Genomic DNA, 17,664 nt, shown 5'->3' with positions numbered 1-17,664 from the left:
TGCCACAGCGGATGGGCGGGCAGGCGAGCGGGCACGGAGGAGACCTCGCGATGTGCCGGGCCGCGCGGGGCTTCGGGTTGCGGTCTGCACGGTGCCGTTGGAGGCCGCTGGGGAAAAGGCTCGGGATTCCGAGCCCCTGGCGCGGGGCGGAGGTGGCACGGCGGATGCGATGGGAGGGCGCGTGCGGCGGGTCATGAGGGCCCGGCACGGAGGACCCATGTGGCTGCCCCGCTTCGTGATGTCACTGCCGTTGTTCCACGCGCTGGCCGCCGGGGAGGTCGGTCCGTCGCCTGGTGAGGCGCCGCTCAAGGCGGTGCGGCTGCTGGGCGTGGAGCGGCTGGTCGAGGCCCGGGCGCGTGCTGAACATGCCTTGGATGGCGCTCGGCGGTGCTCGTGCTGCAGGGGCGTGCTGGAGCATGTGTATGACCGGCTGGGCTCCACGCTGTTCCTGGATGACGACCCCGAGCAGCTCGCGCGGGCCTTCGACGACGACGAGCGGGATGCCTTCACGGCGCGCGTGCTGGCCGCATGCATCGTCCTGTCGGGGCGCGAGCGTGTGGCGGCGATGGGGTGAGGGCCGCGGCGGGCTTCGCGCCGGTGCCCCGCGAGTGAGTGGCGTTGCGGGCGGTGTGGTGCCCGCCCTGGGAGGAAGGCATGTTGCGGTGGACCGAGTTCCTGGACGTGGAGGCCATCCGCCTGTCGCTGCACGCGAGAGACCGGGTGGAGGTGCTGCATGAGCTGGCGGGGTTGATGTCGGCCCGGGCGGGGGTTCCCCAGCGGGAGCTGGCGGTGCACCTGCTGGCGCGCGAGCAGCTCGGCGCGACGGCGATGGAGGGAGGCGTCGCGGTGCCGCACTGTCGCCATGCGCGCGCCGGGCGCATCGTCACCTGCCTGGGCATCCACCGGAGCGGGCTGGCGTTCGGCGCGCCCGAGGACGGGCTGGTGCGAATCTTCGTGGGGCTGGTGTCGCCGCCGGACACGGCCGGGCTGCACCTCAACGTGCTCTCCCGCATCGCGACGCTGCTGAGCGATGCGCGGCTGAGGGCGGAGCTGCTGGCCGCGCCCTCCGCCGGGGCGATTCGCGCGCTGCTCGTCAGCGCCGAGGAGGCGCACCTGCCGCTTCCCAACGAGCCCGCTCACGCCCGGTGAGGGGGCTGCCCTGGAGGGCAAGGCGGATGTCTCGCGCGGACATGGGCCCGAGCGGGTCCGAGGTTGGCGAGGCGTGTGGAGCGGGCCGCGATTCCCGGTGCGCTCGCGGTCCTCACTCGATGACGCGGTGAGAGGTGGAGTGCCTTCGACGAGGTTGAGAAAAAGCGAGCGGGGCGGGGTCGAAGCGACTGACCCCGAATAACCAGAGAGAAGTGTGTAGTGGGCTCGAAGAAAGACAGGAGAGGGATGCGGAATCGCGGTGGTGGACACATCTCTGCGCCGACTCGGGAGGTGGCGGTGCGCCCGAGGAGGTGAGCCATGCTGCGGTGGACTGATTTCCTGGAGGTTGAAGCTGTCCGCCTGACGTTGGAGGCGCGCGAGCGGGTGGGGGTGGTGAATGAGCTGGCGGGGCTGATGTCGGCCCGGGCGCGGGTGTCCCCCAAGGAGCTGGCGTCGCATCTGCTGGCGCGCGAGCAACTGGGCTCGACGGCGATGGTGGGGGGCGTGGCGGTGCCGCACTGTCGGCTCGTCGGCGTGCCGCGCATCGTCACCTGCGTGGGAATCCATCCCCAGGGCGTGGACTTCGGCCAGCCCGATGGTGAGCGAGGGCGCATCTTCGTGGGCATGGTGTCGCCGCCGGACACGGCGGGGCTGCACCTGAGCGTGCTGGCGCGCATCGGCGCGCTGTTGCGCAACGCCCGGCTGCGCGAGGCGCTGCTGACGGCGCCGTCTCCATCGGCCCTGCGCGCGCTGCTTGTGTGCGTCGAGGACGCGCACGTGAATCACCGGTCCGAAGTCGCCCTGGCCCGGTGAGGGTGGGGTGGCCGGAGGAAGGCCGCTGACGCGGACTCAGTGGACGTCGAGAATCTGGCCCTGGCCGTCGACGGCGTAGACCGCGCCGCCGTCCAGGATGGGCACATCCAGGCCGCAGCGGCTCAGGACCGGTGAAAACCGGACGAAGTAGAGGTCGTCGCGAGCCTGGTGGATGAAGGTCTCGTAGGTGCTTCGCCGCGACAGGCACTCATCCAGACGTGGGTCGGTGCGGTGACCCTTGAGCTTGCCTCCAGGAGGCAGGAAGTCGCTCATGGCCACTTCCATCGCCGACGCCATGGGCCCCGTCAGATGGACACCCGTCTCGAAGGAATCAGGGAAGTCGATGTTCCGGGCCTGCTCCGGCGGAGCCCATCGCGCCTTCTCATGCTTGTAGTAGCCGAAGAAGGAGCAGCCGCTGAGGGCTCCGAGAGAGGCGACCGCGAGCAGGGTTCGTCGCATGGATGCTTTCCGCGTCATGGCAGCCAGTCCTGCCCTTCGAACATCTTGAGGTCACCCCAGTTCCCCTCGACTCTACCTATGTGGATGGCCATGGCCGGGCCCGAGGAGAAACACGCCTCCCGGATGCGACGCATCGCGGGCTCTCGGCACCTCGCAGTACTTCTTGCCGCTCGCCCGGTTTCCCCCGACACCCGACAGGTAGCTGATGAAGTACTGCCGCGCGTCCCTCGCGTAGTACCAGAGCACGCAATACTCCACGCCGAGTTGGCCCGCGGTGGCGCCTGGCTGGGCCGTCACCAGCTCACAGGCGTTCTGGGCCAGCTCCTCCTTCGTTTCGAAGGGTCCGGCGGCGGGGCCCTGCACGACGAGGAGTCCGTCCGCGCGGCGAGAAACCCGAACCAAGGGGTTCGGGGTCGCGCATCCAAAGAGGCCGACCCCCGTTCCCAGCAAGAGGGCCCAGCAAAGCCGCCGCATCATGCCTCCGGTGTGGAGAGGGGAAGTGTTGAAGCCGTTGACAGATAGCAGAGCGGGCCCACTGAGACGCCGGCCCGCGCCCGGCGCGCCTGCTAGCGTCGCCGGCCGTGACGACGACTTCGAGCTCGACTCCCCGCTGGTTGCTGTATGGCGCCTCTGGCTACACCGGCCGCCTCATCGCCGAGGAGGCCGTGCGTCGTGGCCACCGCCCCGTGCTGTCCGGCCGCTCTCGCGAGAAGCTGGCACCCCTCGCCGACGCGCTCGGCCTGGAGGTCCGTCCCGCCGCACTGGATGACGCCCGCCAGCTCGCCGCCGCCATGGAGGGCCTGCCCCTGGTGCTCCACGCCGCCGGGCCCTTCGTCCACACCAGCGAACCCATGCGCCAGGCCTGTCTCGCCTCCCGCACCCACTACCTGGACATCACCGGCGAGATTCCCGTCTTCGAGGGCTCCTTCCGCCATGACGCCGAAGCCAGGGAGCGCGGCGTCTCGCTCATGTCCGGCGTCGGCTTCGACGTCGTCCCCACCGACTGCCTCGCCCGCTACGTCGCCGACCAGGTCCCCGGCGCCACCGAGCTGGACATCGCCATCGCCGCCGGCTCCCAGGCCAGCGCCGGCACCACCAAGTCCGCGCTCCTCCAGCTCCCCGAGGGCGGCAAGGTCCGCCGCGACGGCGTCCTCCAGCCCTACCCCATGGGACAGGGCGCCCGCTCCCAGCGCTTCATCGACCGCGAGCGCACCGTGATGCCCATCCCCTGGGGCGACCTCTCCACCGCCTTCCGCACCACCGGCATCCCCAACATCACCACCTACATGGCCTTCCCCTCGTCCTCCGCCCGCGCCCTGCGGTGGACCTACCCCGCCCTCCGCCAGCTCCTGAAGGTCCGTCCCGTGCGCGACGGCCTGATGAAGCTCGTCGAGTCCCGCGTGAAGGGCCCCACCGCCGACATGCGCCTGTCCACCCGCTCCCAGGTCTATGCCCAGGCCCGCGCCCCCGACGGCCGCTCCGCCCAGGCCTGGCTGGAAGTTCCAGAGGGCTACCTCTTCACCGCCCGCGCCGGGCTCCACGCCGTGGAGGAGCTGCTCGCCCAGCCCTCTCCGGGCGCCCTCACCCCCGCCGGTGCCTTCGGCGCCGACTTCGTCCTCCGCATCGACGGCTGCCGACGCCTGGACACCCTGGGTTGATCCACCCAAGGGTGGTGTCTTTTTCCACCCAGACTGGTGGAAACTCCTCGGCTGACACTGTGGGATGACCTTTTGGGGGTGGCTTAGCAGCCAGTGTTCAGTTGGCTATCCTGCGCTTCGGCGGATCACCGGTCCGTCCGAACTTCAGGGGGTCCACGGGGCCCCACGGAAGGATGGCGACATGAGCTGGCACAGCACGCTCTCGAGGGTCGCTGAGAGGGAGGGGGCTCGGTGCGATTGAAGCTGAAGCAGAAAGTGATGCTGTCTCCAGCCGTCGCCGCGGTGTTCCTGGCGGTCATCTTCACGGTGGTGCTGGGGGGCGGGGCCTCGTGGCTGGTGGGGGCGCTGTGTCTGGTGTGCCTGGGGTTGATGGTGGCGCTGTCCATCTGGCTGCACCGCGAGGTGGCGGAGCCCATGGCGCGGCTGACGGCGGTGGCGCAGCGAATCGCCCACGAGGGGGATTTGACCCAACCCATCGACACGGCCGGACAGGACGAAATCGGGGACCTGGGCCGCAGTCTCCAGGTCATGGTCAACCGGCTGCGCGAGGTGCCGGCGACGCTGCAATCCGTGGTGACGGAGCTGTCCTCGGCGGCGACGCGGCTGACGCAGGCGAGCCAGGACCAGGTGACCTTCCTCACCAACCAGTCCCGCAGCCTCACCGAGGCGAGCACCACCATCGCCGAAATCGCGCAGACCTCCAGCATGGCGGCCAGCCGCGCGGAGATGGTGCTGAAGGTGGCGGCGCAGGCGGATGCGTTCAGCTCCTCGGGCCAGCGGTCGATTGAGCAGAGCGCGGAGGGCATGCAGCAGATTCGTCAGCGGGTGGGCACGCTGGTGGGCAGCATCGCGCACCTGAGCGACCAGGCCGTGCACGCCGGCGAAATCATCAGCAGCGTGAAGGATTTGGCGGACCAGTCCAACGTGCTGGCGCTCAACGCGGCGATTGAAGCCGCGCGCGCGGGTGAAGAGGGCCGAGGCTTCGCGGTGGTGGCGCGGGAGATGCGCGCGCTCAGCGGCCAGTCGCTCCAGAGCACGCAGCGCATCGGCAAGATTCTCCTCGAAATCAACCAGGCCATCCGCCAGACGACGTCCATCGCCGAGGGCGACAGCGAGAAGATGGAGGAGAACATCGAGCAGGTGCTGTCCTCGGCCAGCTCGCTGAAGGAAATCACCACGGTGGTGCAGGAGAGCAGTCAGGCCGCGCGCCAGATTGTCGCCTCCGTCACCCAGCAGAACGCGGGAATCGCCCAGATGACCGAGGTGATGACGCAGCTCTCCTCGATGATGGCGGACGTCGTCACCTCCACCATGACGGCGGAGGAGGCGGTGACTCAAATCAACGCCACGCTCGGCCGCCTCCAGGACTTGTCCACGTCGTTCCGCGTCTGAGTCCGAGCGCGAGTGGCGGCCCGACGTCCGGGCCGCCCGTGCTCGTGGATGTCCCAGGCGACGGCTACTCGCCCTGCATCAACCCGGTGATGCGGCCGTCGTCGTGGACGGTGATGCGCTTCGCGGCGGGCTCGCGAGGCAGGCCCGGCATGGTGAGGATGTCGCCCGTGAGCGCCACCATGAAGCCCGCGCCCGCGGACAGGCGCACCTCGCGCACCGTGAGCGTGAAGCCGCGCGGCCGGCCCTGCTTCGTCGGGTCGTCCGACAGCGACAGGTGCGTCTTCGCCATGCACACCGGCAGCTCGGAGCCGCCCAGCTCGCGCACCATCTCCAAATCCTTGCGCGCCGACGCCGTGAAGGCCACGTCCTCCGCGCCGTACACCGTGCGGGCAATCGCGCGGACCTTCTCCTCGGGGGACTGCTTCACGTCGTAGAGGAAGCGCGGTGTCGGCGGGGCCGCGTCCGTCGCGTCCAGCATCGCGAGCACCCGGTCCGCCAGCTCCAGCGCGCCCTCGCCGCCGCGGGTGAAGCCCTCGCACACCGCCATCTCCACGCCGCGCTCCTTGCCGAAGGCGCGCAGCTCGTCCAGCTCCGACTCCGTGTCCTGCGGGAAGCGGTTGACGCACAGCACGGCCGGCAGGCCGAAGGCGCTCACCGACTCCAGGTGTTTCTCCAGATGGGCGAAGCCGCGAGCCAGCGCGGCGCTGTCCGGCTCGGCCACGCGCGCGAGCGGGGCGCCGCCGTGGTACTTCAGCGCGCGCAGCGTCACCACCAGCACGACGCCTCGGGGCCACAGGCCGGTGTCGCGGCATTTGATGTCGAGGAACTTCTCCGCGCCCAGGTCGAAGCCGAAGCCCGCCTCCGTGACGACCTCGTCCGCGTAGGCCAGGCCCATCCGCGTGCCCACCACGGAGCTGCACCCGTGGGCGATGTTGCCGAAGGGGCCCGCGTGCACCAGCGCGGGGCCGCCCTCGCGAGTCTGCACCAGGTTGGGCATCAGCGCGTCCTTCAGCACCGCCACCATGGCCGCCGCCGCGTCCACGTCGCGCGCGCGCACGGGCTTGCCGTCGGGCGAGTGGCCCACCACGACGCGGCCCAGCCGCTCCTCCAAATCCTTGAGGTTCTCCGACAGCGCGAGGATGGCCATCACCTCGCTGGCGGCGGTGATGTCGAACGCGGCCTCGCGCGGAACGCCGTGCGCCTTGCCACCCAGGCCGATGATGACGTTGCGCAGGAACCTGTCATTCATGTCCATCGCGCGCCGCCACCGCACGCGCGTGGAGTCGATGGCCACCGGCTGGCCGTAATACACGGCGTTGTCCACCAGCGCGGCGAGCAGGTTGTTGGCGCTGGTAATCGCGTGCAGGTCGCCGGTGAAGTGCAGGTTGATGTCCGCCGCGGGCTCCAGGCTGGCCTGTCCGCCGCCGGTGCCTCCGCCCTTCACGCCGAAGACGGGACCGAGCGACGGCTCGCGCAGCGCCGCCACGGCCCGGCGTCCGCGCCGACGCAGCCCCATGGCCAGGGCCACGGACATGGTGGTCTTCCCCTCGCCCGGGGGCGTGGGGTTGATGGCGGAGACGAGCACGAGCCGGCCCTGGCGGCCCGCCTGTTTGCCGAGCGCGCCGAGGGACACCTTGGCGCGATTCGTTCCCCAGGGATGCACGTCGTCGGGCGACAGGCCCAGCTCGGCGCCCACTTCTGCGATGGGTCTCAGCGTCATGCCGAGGACTCTCGATGCGCGGGCGTCACGGGTCAACGGGGGAAGTGCGCGGGATGCCCGCCCGGCGTCATTGTCACCGCGCCGCGCGTTGACGGACCACGCGCAGCCGCCACAGCAAGGCCACGGGAAGTCCCACGCCCACGGTCATCGCCAACCACGGCCAGGCCCCCACGCTGGAGAGCCCCTGTCCCAGCCGTGCGCGCAGGTCGATGGGGAGCTGGGCCCACGACAAGAAGGCGGCCGTGGCGAGCACGAAGACGGCGAAGCCCCTGCGCAGCGAGCCCGGCGCCACGCGGCCCGCGAGCTTTCCTCCGAGCACGCTTCCCATCAGTGCCACCGCGAGGACCTCGCCGGTGAGTCTCCACGGCAGCTCCAGATGGCCCAGGTGTCCGACGAGCCCCGCGGCACACTGGAGCGCGATGACCACCAGCGAAGTGGCGGTGGCCATCGGCGTGGACAGGCCGACCAGGGTGAGCGCGGGGACGATGAGGAAGCCGCCGCCCGCGCCCACCAGTCCCGACAGGAGTCCCACGCCCAGGCCCTGAAGGACGATTCGTCCCACGTGGCGCGCGGTGGGCGTGTTCCCGTCGAGCCCGCGCGGAGTGGAGTGGAACAGGCCGCACGGCGTGAGGTGGGTGCGCGCCGTTGCGTTCTCGCGGCTGGTGTCGGGGGAGGAGTTCTCCGGCTGGCGTCCGGGTGCGCGCGCGGCGACTTCGGTGGACACCGGGTCCGTTGTCCCGAGGCTCGCGATGGACGCTCGCGGTGTCTCCGCGCGCAGCAGCATGGCGACCGCGGCGGAGACCATGACACCCGCGAAGAACAGCATCAGTGTGCTCGAGGAGAAGAGGGGATTGAGCTTCCCGCCCAGGAAGGCGCCCACCATTCCGCCCGTGCCGAACACGATGGCCGTGCGCCACCGCACCCGTCCTGCTCGCGCATGGAGGAGCGCTCCGCTCGCGCTGGTGACACCCACCACCACCAGCGACATCGCGATGGCCGTGCGGGGCTCCACGCCGAGCACGTACACCAGCAGCGGCACCGTGAGGATGGAGCCACCGCCGCCCAGCAGTCCCAACAACACGCCCACGAGCAACGCGCCCGCGAGGCCCATGTACAACATCATCGCGAGGCGCCCCCAGGTCTCGCGACCGCGAGCAGGTCCCTGACCTCGCGCAACGTCCGCTCGAAGCTCGCGGGGTCCACCAGCCTCGACGGGGGCGTGGCCTGGAGCGCGTCCAGTGCCGCGGTCAGCTCCGCGCGCGAGGGCTCGCGCGGCAGGGCCTCCACGTTGGAGTCCTGCACCCCCTGGAGGCGGGCGCGCAGCGTGTCGCGCACGTCAGCCAGGGTCGGCGGCGTGGCGCCAGGCGGCGTGCGCACCACGGGCAGCTCCTCCGTGTTCCACGCGAGCATCCCCCCGCGCAGGTTCATCACCCGCGTGAAGCCCACCTCCACCAACTGCGCGGCGGCCCTCGCCGACCGTGCCCCCGAGCGACAGATGAGCAGCACCTCCGTGTCCCGAGGCCACGGGGCCACCGCCTCGCGCACGGTGGCCAGCGGTGCCGGGCTCACGCCTTCGAGATGGCCCAACACTCCCTCCAGCTCGGAAGGCTCGCGCACGTCCACCAGGAGAAGGCCCGGGGGCCGCTCGGTCGCGAGCCGCCGCACGTCCACATCGCGGTAGCCCGCGGGTTGAGGGTGCGCGCTGTCGTAGAGGTGACTCAAGACGATGACTCCTTCCCGGTCCTTTCGTCGGAGGCAGGACGCGGGCAATGAGGTGCCGTTCCGCTTCCCTGATGGGAGGCGGTTCGACACGGGGAACAGGGAGGACGCAGCCGTGCCCGAAGGCACGTCACGTCACGCGGATGACGGAGACGAAGGCTCGAAGTCCAGACCGCAGGCGCGGTTGGCGGGGACGGCCACGTCCAGCTTGCGCGGCGGAGGAATCCGACGCTCGTTCATGAAGCGGATGAAGTCCTCGCGCGACCTGCCGGCGAGGCGGGGGTTGTGACGCTTCTCCTCTCCCACGGAGGAGACGGTGAAGCCCGCGTAGTCGTGGCCGGGATACAGCTCCGTCGCGTCGGGCAGCGTGAAGAGTTCGCGGGTGATGGAGTCGTAGAGCTGCCCCGGGTCGCCATTCTGGAAGTCGGTGCGGCCCGTGCCGCGAACGAGCAGCGTGTCTCCGGTGAACAGGCGCCCATCACACAGGAAGCAGAGGCTGTCGTCGGTGTGCCCCGGCGTCTCCAGGACGCTCAGCTCCAGTCCTCCCACGCGCACCCGGTCCCCGTGCGCCAGCGTCAGGTCCACACACGGCGCTCCCCGCTCGGAGGCCATCACCCGCGCACCCGTGCGCACCCGCAGCAGGCCCGCCGAGGTGATGTGGTCCGCGTGCACGTGCGTCTCCAGCACCACCGTCAGCTTCAGCCCCAACTCCTCGAGCAGGCGCAGGTCGCGCTCCGCCTGCTCCAGCACGGGGTCGATGAGCACGGCCTCTCGCGTCGCCAGGTCCGCCAGCAGGTACGTATAGGTCGAGGACTCCGCATCGAAGAGCTGTCGGAAGAGCATGGTCCACTTCCCTCCTGAGAAGGCCGTCGTGGGTGCGGGCCTGACGATACTGCCAGCGTCGTGCCAGGATTGCCTTGCCCTGTGAGAACAGGCCCGTTCAGGCCACGAGCCGTTCCCCGGGAAGTACCTGCAACACCCCGGTGAAACAGTTGCCGTGCGAGCGAAACGGATTCACCGCGTGGCTTCGCCCAGGGCGCGCAGGCGGCGCCACAGCGTCACGCGGCTGACGCCGAGCAGGCGCGCGGCCTCGGAGCGGTTGCCTCCGGCTTGGGCCAGGGCCGCGCTGACCTGTTGCGCGTCGAGCGGGCCCGCCTCCCTCGGGGCGCGGGCGACACTGCCGGGAGCCGCGGTCTTCGCTTCCGAGAACTCCGGAGGCAGGTCGGCCTCGCGCAATACCGCGCCCTCGCCGATGACGTAGGCGTACTCCATCACGTTGCGCAGCTCGCGCACGTTGCCGGGCCACGCGTGGGACTCCAGCAGCCGGCGCGCGCCGGGGGCGATTCGCTCCACGCGCCGCGTCCCTCGCTGGTGCAGCTCTCCCAGGAAGCGCAGGGCGAGCGGGAGGATGTCCCCTCGGCGCTCGCGCAGCGTGGGCAGGAAGATGGGCACCACGCGCAGCCGGTACATCAGGTCCGCGCGGAAGCGGCCCGCCTCCACCTCGCGCCGCAGGGCCCGGTGCGTGGCGGCGATGATGCGCACGTCCACCGGCACTGGCGCACGGCCTCCCACGGGGATGACGGTGCGCGTCTCCAGCACGCGCAACATCTTCGCCTGGAGGTCCAGCGGCAGCTCCGCCACTTCGTCCAGGAACAGCGAGCCGCCGTGCGCCAGCCTGAAGTGGCCCGGACTGTCGCGCACCGCGCCGGTGAAGGCGCCGCGCACGTGGCCGAACAGCTCGCTCTCCAGGAGGTTCGGAGGCAGCGCGGCGCAGTTGATGGCGCGCAACGGCCCCTTGCCGCGCGTGGACAGCGCATGCAGCGCGTGGGCGATGTGCTCCTTGCCCGTGCCCGACTCGCCGCGCACCAGCACGCTCGACTCCGTGCGCGCCACCTTCTCGACGATGCGGAAGACCCGCCGCAGCTCGGCGTCCTGGGTCCACAGGCCATGGAAGACCTCGGCGCCCTCGGTGCTTTTCGCGGGGGACTCTCGTGTCACGGTGAGCGCCCAGCCCTCCTTCTCCAGCGCCACCGCGCGCACGCGCACCGCATGCGAGTCGGCGCCCACGCGCAGCCGCGCCGTCGTCTCTCGGCCCGTCGTGAGCACGGCCTCCAGGCGCTCGGCGCCGCCCTGGGGCACGAGCACCTCCGAGAGCGGAGTCCCTTCTCGCACGGAGGCGTCGAGCTGCTCTTCGAGCGCGGGCGTCAGGCCCACCACGCGACGGCTCGCATCCACGAGCAGCACGGCGCCCGCGAGCGCATCGAGCGCGGACAGGGCGAGCTGGGACGAGCGTGGCGGACGGGACGTGGGCATTCGTCAGGGCATAGCCCGGCGCGCGGCGGCTCGCACTCAGGCCCGTCCGCGCATCATCCAGTTCCAGTAGAGCTGGGGCAGGCCGTACTTCTTCATCAGCCACATGTCCCGCCGCTCCTTAAGCGTGTCGATGAGGGGGAAGCTGGGCGCGGGCATGCCGTCGTAGTCGAACTCGGCGAGCAGCAGCTTGCCGTAGCCCGTGGTGAGCGGGCAGGACGCGTAGCCGTCATACCGCGCGGTGGGGGCGCGGCCGGCCATGACGGCGCGGAGGTTCTCCACCAACACCGGCGCCTGCTTGCGGATGGCCGCGCCCGTGCGGCTGGTGGGCAGGTCGGAGGCGTCTCCGAGCGCGAAGACGTCAGGGAAGCTCGGGTGCTGGAGCGTGTACTTGTCCGCGCGCACCCAGCCGACACACGCGCCCTCGCGCGAGGACAACGGACTGTTCTTGATGAAGTCCGGGGCACTCTGGGGCGGGGTGACGTGCAGCACGTCGTAGCGCAGGGTGACGCGCGTCTTCCGTCCGTCGCGAGTCGCCTCGAACGTGGCCTCGCGAAGTGCTCCGTCCACGGCCACCAGGCTGTGCTCGAAGTGCGTCTGGATGCCGTAGCGCTTCACCACGTCTTCGAGCACCCGGGCATAGGGCTGAACGCCGAAGAGGGCCTTGGCGCCAGAGCCGAACACGACTTCCGAGCGCTCCATCACCCCCGTGCGGCGGAAGTGGTCGGCGGCCAGGTACATGATTTTCTGTGGCGCGCCCGCGCACTTCACCGGCGTGGCGGGCTGGGTGAAGAGGGCGGTGCCACCCTGGAAGCGCTGGAGCATCCGCCACGTCTTGGGGGCGAGCTTCACGTCGTAGTTGCTGCTGACGTGCTCGGTCTCCAGCGCGTCGCGCAGGCCGGCCACCTTGTCCCAGTCCAACTGGATGCCGGGCGCGACGACGAGGAAGTCGTAGCCCACGCGCAGCCCGCCCCGGGTGCGGACCTCGCGACGCAGGGGGTCCACCTCCTCCGCGGCGTCCTTCAGCCACTTCACGCCCCGGGGGATGAGGCTGGCCTCGTCGCGCACGGTGTCCTCGACGCGCGCCTCACCCGCGCCGACGAGCGTCCAGAGCGGCTGGTAGTAGTGGTGCTCGGAGGGCTCCAGAATCGCGACGTCCTCCTGGCCCAGTCGAGCCAGGCGCGCCGCCACGCAGATGCCGGCCGTGCCTCCTCCGATGATGAGGACCCGGTGGTGCTCGCTCGCGGGCGCCACGTGGGGCATGGGCGTCACCGCCGGGGCCGTGCGGCCGGGGTCCTCGCTCGGGGGCATCTCGCGCTCGCTTCCTGTCTTTGTCATGGGACGTCGACAGGGGGCCTTAAGCAGGGCGCGTGCCACCATCGTCCCCGAGGGCGATGTGTATGTCGCCCGGGGACGTGGGGTGTTTCACGGTGTTTCAGCGCGTTTCAACTTCGGAAACACCTGAACGGAGCGCGCACGGCGCAGGGAAGGCCGTGCACCGTCGGGGGGACGCGAGCCAGGAAATCTCCCTGGCCCGCACGCCCGTGTGACTACTTGCCGAAGATGCCGCGCAGGCGCTTCTTCGCCTCTTCCTCGGCGCGCTTCTTCGCCTCGGCCTCCAGCCGCGCCTTCTCCTCGGCGGCCTTGACCTCCAGCTCCTTGCGCTTGGCCTCGGCGTCGGCGCGCAGCTTCTCCTCGCCGCCTTCGATGATCTGCTGCACCTGCTCGCCGCGCTTGCCGCCGATGAGGTTGCCCGCGAGCGATGAGGCCGCCAGCTTCGCGAGCGTCGTCACCGCCGGCTTCACGTCCACGCCCGTGACTTCGGGCTTCCACGCCGGGCCCGTCAGCTTCAGGCCCACGGGGATGTCGCCCGGCGGCGTCACCTTTCCCAGGGTCAACGTCTTCACCGTGGACGGCGTCAGCGCCACCGAGCCGATGAGGTCCAGCGTGCCGTCCAGCTTGATGCCACCGTCGAAGCTCATCGCCGCTTCCGGCCGCGTCCAGGTGATGGGCTTGGAGAGCTGCGCGACGCCGTTCTTGATTTGCACGCCGAAGGGCAGGTTCTCACTCAGCGACGTCACCTCGCCGCTCTTGAGCGCCTTGGAGGCGAAGGGCAGCGCCTTGGCGAGCGGCTCGGAGACGGACGCCACCAGGTCCTTGCCCAGGAGCGTGCCGCCCAGGATGTTGCCGCTGATGCCGCCCAGCAGCGTCTCCTTGAGCTTCTCCGGCGTGTAGCCGATGCCCTTCACGTCCACGTTTCCGTTGAACGTGCCCGTCATCACCTTCCGCGGCGTGGCCTGGGCAATGGCCTGTGCCATCTCCACGCCGTCCACCTTCACCTTCGCCTCGAAGGGGCGCTGCGCGGCGGCGGGGCCCAGGCGAATCGTCGTCCCGTCCGCGGCCACCTTGCCGCCGAAGACGCCCGAGGAGAACTTCTCCACGCTGATGAGGTCGTCCGTCATCTTCACGACGCCCGTCACGTTGGACAGGTCCATCTCGGCGTAGCGCAGCGCGCCCACCGCGAAGCGGATGTCACCCCGGTAGCCGTTGAAGCGCGCCGGGTCCTCGGGAGGCAGCTCCGCCGACTCCGGCGCCGGCGCGGGCACGGTGCCGCCGTTGCGCGCCGCCAGCTCCTTCTCGTCGAACAGCAGCGCGTCCGCGTCCAGCTTGTTGGCCTTCACGTCCGCGGAGAATGTCGTCGTCTGCTTCTTGCCCACGCCCGCGAGCGCGAACGCCGCGCTGCCCGTCACCGTGTCCTCCAGGACGTGTGCGGTCATCTTGGGCACCTCCACCTTCATGCCCACGCCGCCCTTGCCGGGCGCATAGGTGCCGGCGACGGCGAAATCCATCCGCTGGCCGGGCGACTTGTCCACCAGCAGGCCGGGCCGCAGGTCCACGCCGGACAGGTCCGCGTTCGCGTCGAACTTCAGCGCCCCGCCGCTGGCCGCCGCGCCCGTCACGCGCGCGGTGAGCTTCATGGCGCCACCCGCGCTCTTCACGAGCTGCGCGGGCACACGCAGGCGCACCGGCGTCAGGTCCACGTCCACGTTGATGGCCTGCGCGTCCTGCGTGCCGCTGCCGCGCACCTCGAGGCCGATGGGGCCGGCAATCATGCCGTTCAACTGCTTCTTCAGCGGCGGGTAGTACTCGGCGAGCACGGCCGGGTCCAGGTTGCGGCCCACCAGCTCGAAGCCCTGCACCGAAGGCTTGTCCGACAAGAGGCCCTTCACCTGGCCCTTGCCGGTGATGTTCGCGGGGCCCAGGTCCAGCTTCAGCTTGTCGAGCGACAAGTCTCCCGTGGCGATGTCACCCGCGACGTCCGTGTCCAGCACCACGTCCAGCGCCTTGCCACCCTCCGAGCCCGCGAAGCGCAGGCCCAGCGCGGAGATGACGCCAACGAGCCGCGTGGGGCCCTTGCCCCCGGGCACCGCGCCGCCCAGCTCCGCCTTCCAGTCCGCGTCCACCGTGCCGGCCTGGAGGCCCACGTCGGGAGGCAGGAACGGCCCCAGCGGAGACAGGTCGATTTTCTGCGCCTTGAGCGTCACGCTTTCCGGCGTGGGAATCAGCGTGGGCGGCAGCGGCGCGGCGTGCAGCGACAACTGGAGGTTCTGCTTGTCCGCGAGCACCGCCGCGGCCAGGTCCACCACCAGCGGCTTGCCCGCGCGCAAATCCTTCACCTCGATGTCCAAATCCTTCACCGCCAGCTCGCGCGCGGCCTGTCCACCCGAGCGGTCCACGAAGCGGATGGTGCCGTCGGTGAGCGCGGCGCGCTCCACGTGCACGCCGGAGAGGTCCGTGGGCTGCGACTCGTCCTCGGGCTTCTCCTCCTCCGTCTTCGGGCTCTGCTCCTCCAGCCGCTGCAGCAGTCGCTGCACGTTGGTGGTGCCGTCGGCCAGCCGCACCACGTTGACGGTGAGGCCGGACAGCTCGGCGTTCTTCACCTGGATGTCCTTGCCCCGCGAGGACAGGAGCGGCCCGGCCGCGACGCTGATGTCCAGAGACGCCATCTGCGCGAGCGGCAGGTCCTCACCCTCGGCGGCGCCGATGGAGACGTTCTCCACCTCCACGCCCACGGTGGGGAAGAGCTGGGTGGAGATGTCCCCGATTTCAATCGGACGACCCAGCTTCTGTGAATACGTGGCGGCCTGCTCGCGCGCTGTCTTCAACAGGATGGCGTCGAGCCGCCAGAGGACCCCGAGCACGACGACGACGAGGAGCGCGAAGACTCCTCCGAGCACGTAGGGCCAGCGGCGCTTCTTCTTCACGACGTCGGACATCGCTTGGTACCTCCTCCAGCGAGCGGGCCCCGGGACTCGGCCCGGCGCGGGGCCTGGGCAGCGGTGTGACGCTTAGCCCAGCCGGGGCCTTGCCGCACGCGTCAGGCGCGAGAACCTCCTTGCGTGCGGCGGAAACCTCATCGCATCCCGGGACGGGGGCCGGGGCGTGGAAATGCACGGCGCCCCGCTCAAGCGGGGTCGTCCGGCTGTCCCAGGGGCGAGAAACGGAGGCGCCAGCCGGCCCTCTGGCGCCTCCAGCCACTCAACACGCTCGATGTGCGCACGGAGCAGGCGAGAGGGAAGGGGCTTTCTCTCCTCAGGTCGCCTTCAACCCCCGGAAAACGCGCGGGTCAGGGGCCGCTCGGTGAGGGAGCGGCAGGGGTATTCCCGGGGGGGCTCGTGGGTTTCACGGAGGGCTTCACCGCGGGCTCCCACTTCACGGGGCCCACGGGCACGGTCTGCTCGGGCTTGAGGTCGGCCCACTCGGGGGCGGCATGCGTGTAGCGCAGCGCTCCGCCCCGCGTGTCGATGGCCAGGGGCGCTTCGGTGACGGGACCCAGCACCTGGGCGGTGCCCAGGTCCATCAGCCATCCCATGTAGAGCACTCGCTCTCCCGCCCTCTCCTGGAAGTCTCCACCGACCTCGCCGACCAGACGCTTCTCGCCGGTGTCCGCGCTCCACAGCCACAGTCGAGGCTTCGCGCCGTCTCCCGTGGGGTCCTCCCGCAGCAGCGCATGGGCACCCTGGGCATGGACCCAGGTGCTGGCGGGGATGGGAGGAGGCACGAGCGTGTGGCGCTCCATGTCCAGGAGGAAGACGGCGTAGGTGCGCTCGGTGTCCTTGCTGGTCAGGACGAAGGTGGGCAGCAGTCGAGGACGCTCTTCGTTGGAGGACCTCCTCACCGGTGTGTACGGAGACACCTCGCGCTCCAGGGACAGGTGCAGCTCGGGGCCGTGCAGCTCCAGCGTCGTCCCCAACGGGTCCCTCGTCTTGCAGCCGACGATGAGCAGCCGACGCGGCTCGTCCACGGCGTACAGCCGGGCCCGACAGCTCTCGGGCACCCATGTCTCTTGTTTCCCCTGCGCGTCCTCGAAGGCGATGGCGCCATACGGCAGGGTGCGAAGCAGGCCGTCACCCAGCGGCTGGAGGATGTCCCGGCCCTCGACGAGCGTGCCGCCGTCCACGCGCAGGAAGCGGCGCACGGGACTGTCTCCCTTCCAGTCGCCATGGGAGGCGGAGCTGACAGGGCCCCGGCACCGCGCCGGCGCGAGGGACGTCTGTTGATGAGGCCAGGTCAGCGTGCCGTCCTCGTCGGTGTCCTGTGCCACCACGTCGAAGACGGCCCAGAGTCCGTTCTCATGCAGCCTCGCCTGGCCGAGCAACCCCGGGCCCGCGTCCAGCACGCGCTCCTCGCCACGCGTGACGTCCCGCAGCACCGCGACCTTCTTTCCGGCCTCGGTCTTCAGATAGAGCAGGCGCTGGCCGTCGCGCGAGAAGCTGGCGCGCACGGGCGGCTGGGATGCGTTCGTGCCCACGTCGTCGGCGGTCCAGGGCGCGAGCACCTGCTCCGTGTCCGTCACGGTGTCGAGGAGTCGGAGCGCGCCCTCGCGCACCAGGACCAGGTGTCGTGCCAGGGAGTCCACCGCGAGCACGTCGTCGATGGGGATGCCCGCTCCGGGCTCCCGGAAGAGATACAGCCGCGCCTCGTCACCGCCGAGATTTCCGTGGGCGCCCACCTTGACCGCGATGGTTCCATCCTGGTTGGTGTCCGCGCGCGCCTGACACGCGAGCAGCCAACGACCATCGGGCGCGGCGGCCTGGAGGAGGAAGGGGTGCGGAGTTCCATACTCCGCTGGAGGAGGAGGCGTGCTCGGGAGGTGTTCACGCGAGGCACACGCACTGGACAGCCACACCAGGGACCACAGGACACAGGCGCGCGGAGTCATGTCCCCGAGCCTGCGTCACGTCGTCACAGGGGAGCAAGCAGGCGTTGCGCGCGCGTCGTGAGCGTCCGACTCAGGACGGACCCGGGGGCGTGTGCGCGCAACGGTGAGTCAGCACACGTCAAGGGGGACCTCTGGGGCGACCCGACGGGTTGAGCGCACGACGGCGTCTTGCGAGCGCGCTTGTTTCCGCCTACCCCTTACCCACACGAGTGCCGAGACTT

15 protein-coding genes are annotated in these 17,664 nt (G+C 70.6%); 5 read left to right on the top strand and 10 right to left on the bottom strand.

Features of this window, described 5'->3' with window-relative positions; translation table 11 throughout:
• The first annotated feature begins 217 nt into the window (after positions 1-217).
• From G4D83_RS27310 to G4D83_RS27300, 3 genes are all read left to right on the top strand, one after another.
• Positions 218-574, top strand: coding sequence for a hypothetical protein (locus G4D83_RS27310; RefSeq protein ID WP_163867774.1), 357 nt, complete (start codon positions 218-220; stop codon positions 572-574).
• A gap of 80 nt (positions 575-654) precedes the next feature.
• The gene (locus G4D83_RS27305; RefSeq protein WP_163867773.1) at positions 655-1,149 is read left to right on the top strand and encodes a PTS sugar transporter subunit IIA; all 495 of its coding nucleotides are present in this window, start codon (positions 655-657) and stop codon (positions 1,147-1,149) included.
• A 318-nt stretch (positions 1,150-1,467) separates the two neighbouring features.
• Positions 1,468-1,962, top strand: coding sequence for a PTS sugar transporter subunit IIA (locus tag G4D83_RS27300; protein WP_163867772.1), 495 nt, complete (start codon positions 1,468-1,470; stop codon positions 1,960-1,962).
• A gap of 36 nt (positions 1,963-1,998) precedes the next feature.
• Here the strand turns inward: G4D83_RS27300 and G4D83_RS27295 are convergent, their stop codons facing one another.
• Together G4D83_RS27295 and G4D83_RS27290 are read right to left on the bottom strand one after the other, a co-directional pair.
• Positions 1,999-2,421 carry a hypothetical protein gene (locus G4D83_RS27295; RefSeq protein ID WP_163867771.1) on the bottom strand — a complete coding sequence of 141 codons (423 nt, stop codon included), beginning with the start codon at positions 2,419-2,421 and terminating at the stop codon, positions 1,999-2,001.
• A gap of 72 nt (positions 2,422-2,493) precedes the next feature.
• Positions 2,494-2,823, bottom strand: a complete 330-nt coding sequence (locus G4D83_RS27290; RefSeq protein ID WP_163867770.1) for a hypothetical protein — start codon at positions 2,821-2,823, stop codon at positions 2,494-2,496.
• Between the two features lie 179 nt (positions 2,824-3,002).
• Here G4D83_RS27290 and G4D83_RS27285 point away from each other — a divergent pair, with 179 nt between their 5' ends.
• Together G4D83_RS27285 and G4D83_RS27280 are read left to right on the top strand one after the other, a co-directional pair.
• Positions 3,003-4,079 (top strand): saccharopine dehydrogenase family protein, encoded by a 1,077-nt coding sequence (locus G4D83_RS27285; RefSeq protein WP_163867769.1) that lies wholly within the window; start codon positions 3,003-3,005, stop codon positions 4,077-4,079.
• Positions 4,080-4,310: 231 nt separating this feature from the next.
• Positions 4,311-5,471 carry a methyl-accepting chemotaxis protein gene (locus G4D83_RS27280; RefSeq protein WP_240356634.1) on the top strand — a complete coding sequence of 387 codons (1,161 nt, stop codon included), beginning with the start codon at positions 4,311-4,313 and terminating at the stop codon, positions 5,469-5,471.
• A 64-nt stretch (positions 5,472-5,535) separates the two neighbouring features.
• On the opposite strand, the gene G4D83_RS27275 is transcribed toward G4D83_RS27280, so the two are convergent.
• From G4D83_RS27275 to G4D83_RS27240, 8 genes are all read right to left on the bottom strand, one after another.
• Positions 5,536-7,191 carry a formate--tetrahydrofolate ligase gene (locus tag G4D83_RS27275; RefSeq protein ID WP_163867768.1) on the bottom strand — a complete coding sequence of 552 codons (1,656 nt, stop codon included), beginning with the start codon at positions 7,189-7,191 and terminating at the stop codon, positions 5,536-5,538.
• A gap of 73 nt (positions 7,192-7,264) precedes the next feature.
• Positions 7,265-8,314 carry a sulfite exporter TauE/SafE family protein gene (locus G4D83_RS27270; protein WP_163867767.1) on the bottom strand — a complete coding sequence of 350 codons (1,050 nt, stop codon included), beginning with the start codon at positions 8,312-8,314 and terminating at the stop codon, positions 7,265-7,267.
• Entirely contained in the window at positions 8,311-8,913 is a 603-nt protein-coding gene (locus G4D83_RS27265; protein ID WP_163867766.1) for a rhodanese-like domain-containing protein, read from the bottom strand. Before G4D83_RS27265 ends, G4D83_RS27270 begins: the two co-directional genes overlap by 4 nt.
• Before the next feature lie 132 nt (positions 8,914-9,045).
• Complete coding sequence (locus tag G4D83_RS27260) at positions 9,046-9,753, bottom strand: MBL fold metallo-hydrolase (RefSeq protein ID WP_163867765.1); 708 nt, start codon at positions 9,751-9,753, stop codon at positions 9,046-9,048.
• Between the two features lie 171 nt (positions 9,754-9,924).
• A complete protein-coding gene (locus G4D83_RS27255; RefSeq protein ID WP_163867764.1) occupies positions 9,925-11,223 on the bottom strand; it encodes a sigma-54 interaction domain-containing protein in 1,299 nt (432 codons plus the stop codon).
• 36 nt (positions 11,224-11,259) lie between these two features.
• Positions 11,260-12,558: an NAD(P)/FAD-dependent oxidoreductase gene (locus G4D83_RS27250; RefSeq protein ID WP_275902396.1), complete on the bottom strand. Its 1,299-nt coding sequence runs from the start codon at positions 12,556-12,558 to the stop codon at positions 11,260-11,262.
• 212 nt (positions 12,559-12,770) lie between these two features.
• Positions 12,771-15,497 carry an AsmA family protein gene (locus G4D83_RS27245; RefSeq protein ID WP_163867763.1) on the bottom strand — a complete coding sequence of 909 codons (2,727 nt, stop codon included), beginning with the start codon at positions 15,495-15,497 and terminating at the stop codon, positions 12,771-12,773.
• A gap of 350 nt (positions 15,498-15,847) precedes the next feature.
• Positions 15,848-17,443, bottom strand: a complete 1,596-nt coding sequence (locus G4D83_RS27240) for a hypothetical protein (RefSeq protein ID WP_163867762.1) — start codon at positions 17,441-17,443, stop codon at positions 15,848-15,850.
• Between the last annotated feature and the right edge of the window lie 221 nt (positions 17,444-17,664).

It is taken from the genome of Myxococcus eversor (genome assembly GCF_010894455.1).
GTDB lineage: Bacteria > Myxococcota > Myxococcia > Myxococcales > Myxococcaceae > Myxococcus > Myxococcus eversor.
This window is presented reverse-complemented; position numbering and strand designations above follow the sequence as displayed.

Bases quoted from the DNA above. Each gene is read 5' to 3' on its own strand.
- G4D83_RS27250 (WP_275902396.1), bottom strand. From the start codon at position 12,558: ATGACAAAGACAGGAAGCGAGCGCGAGATGCCCCCGAGCGAGGACCCC.
- G4D83_RS27295 (WP_163867771.1), bottom strand. From the start codon at position 2,421: ATGCGACGAACCCTGCTCGCGGTCGCCTCTCTCGGAGCCCTCAGCGGC.
- G4D83_RS27305 (WP_163867773.1), top strand. From the start codon at position 655: ATGTTGCGGTGGACCGAGTTCCTGGACGTGGAGGCCATCCGCCTGTCG.
- G4D83_RS27240 (WP_163867762.1), bottom strand. From the start codon at position 17,443: ATGACTCCGCGCGCCTGTGTCCTGTGGTCCCTGGTGTGGCTGTCCAGT.
- G4D83_RS27270 (WP_163867767.1), bottom strand. From the start codon at position 8,314: ATGATGTTGTACATGGGCCTCGCGGGCGCGTTGCTCGTGGGCGTGTTG.
- G4D83_RS27260 (WP_163867765.1), bottom strand. From the start codon at position 9,753: ATGCTCTTCCGACAGCTCTTCGATGCGGAGTCCTCGACCTATACGTAC.
- G4D83_RS27310 (WP_163867774.1), top strand. From the start codon at position 218: ATGTGGCTGCCCCGCTTCGTGATGTCACTGCCGTTGTTCCACGCGCTG.
- G4D83_RS27255 (WP_163867764.1), bottom strand. From the start codon at position 11,223: ATGCCCACGTCCCGTCCGCCACGCTCGTCCCAGCTCGCCCTGTCCGCG.
- G4D83_RS27275 (WP_163867768.1), bottom strand. From the start codon at position 7,191: ATGACGCTGAGACCCATCGCAGAAGTGGGCGCCGAGCTGGGCCTGTCG.
- G4D83_RS27245 (WP_163867763.1), bottom strand. From the start codon at position 15,497: ATGTCCGACGTCGTGAAGAAGAAGCGCCGCTGGCCCTACGTGCTCGGA.
- G4D83_RS27300 (WP_163867772.1), top strand. From the start codon at position 1,468: ATGCTGCGGTGGACTGATTTCCTGGAGGTTGAAGCTGTCCGCCTGACG.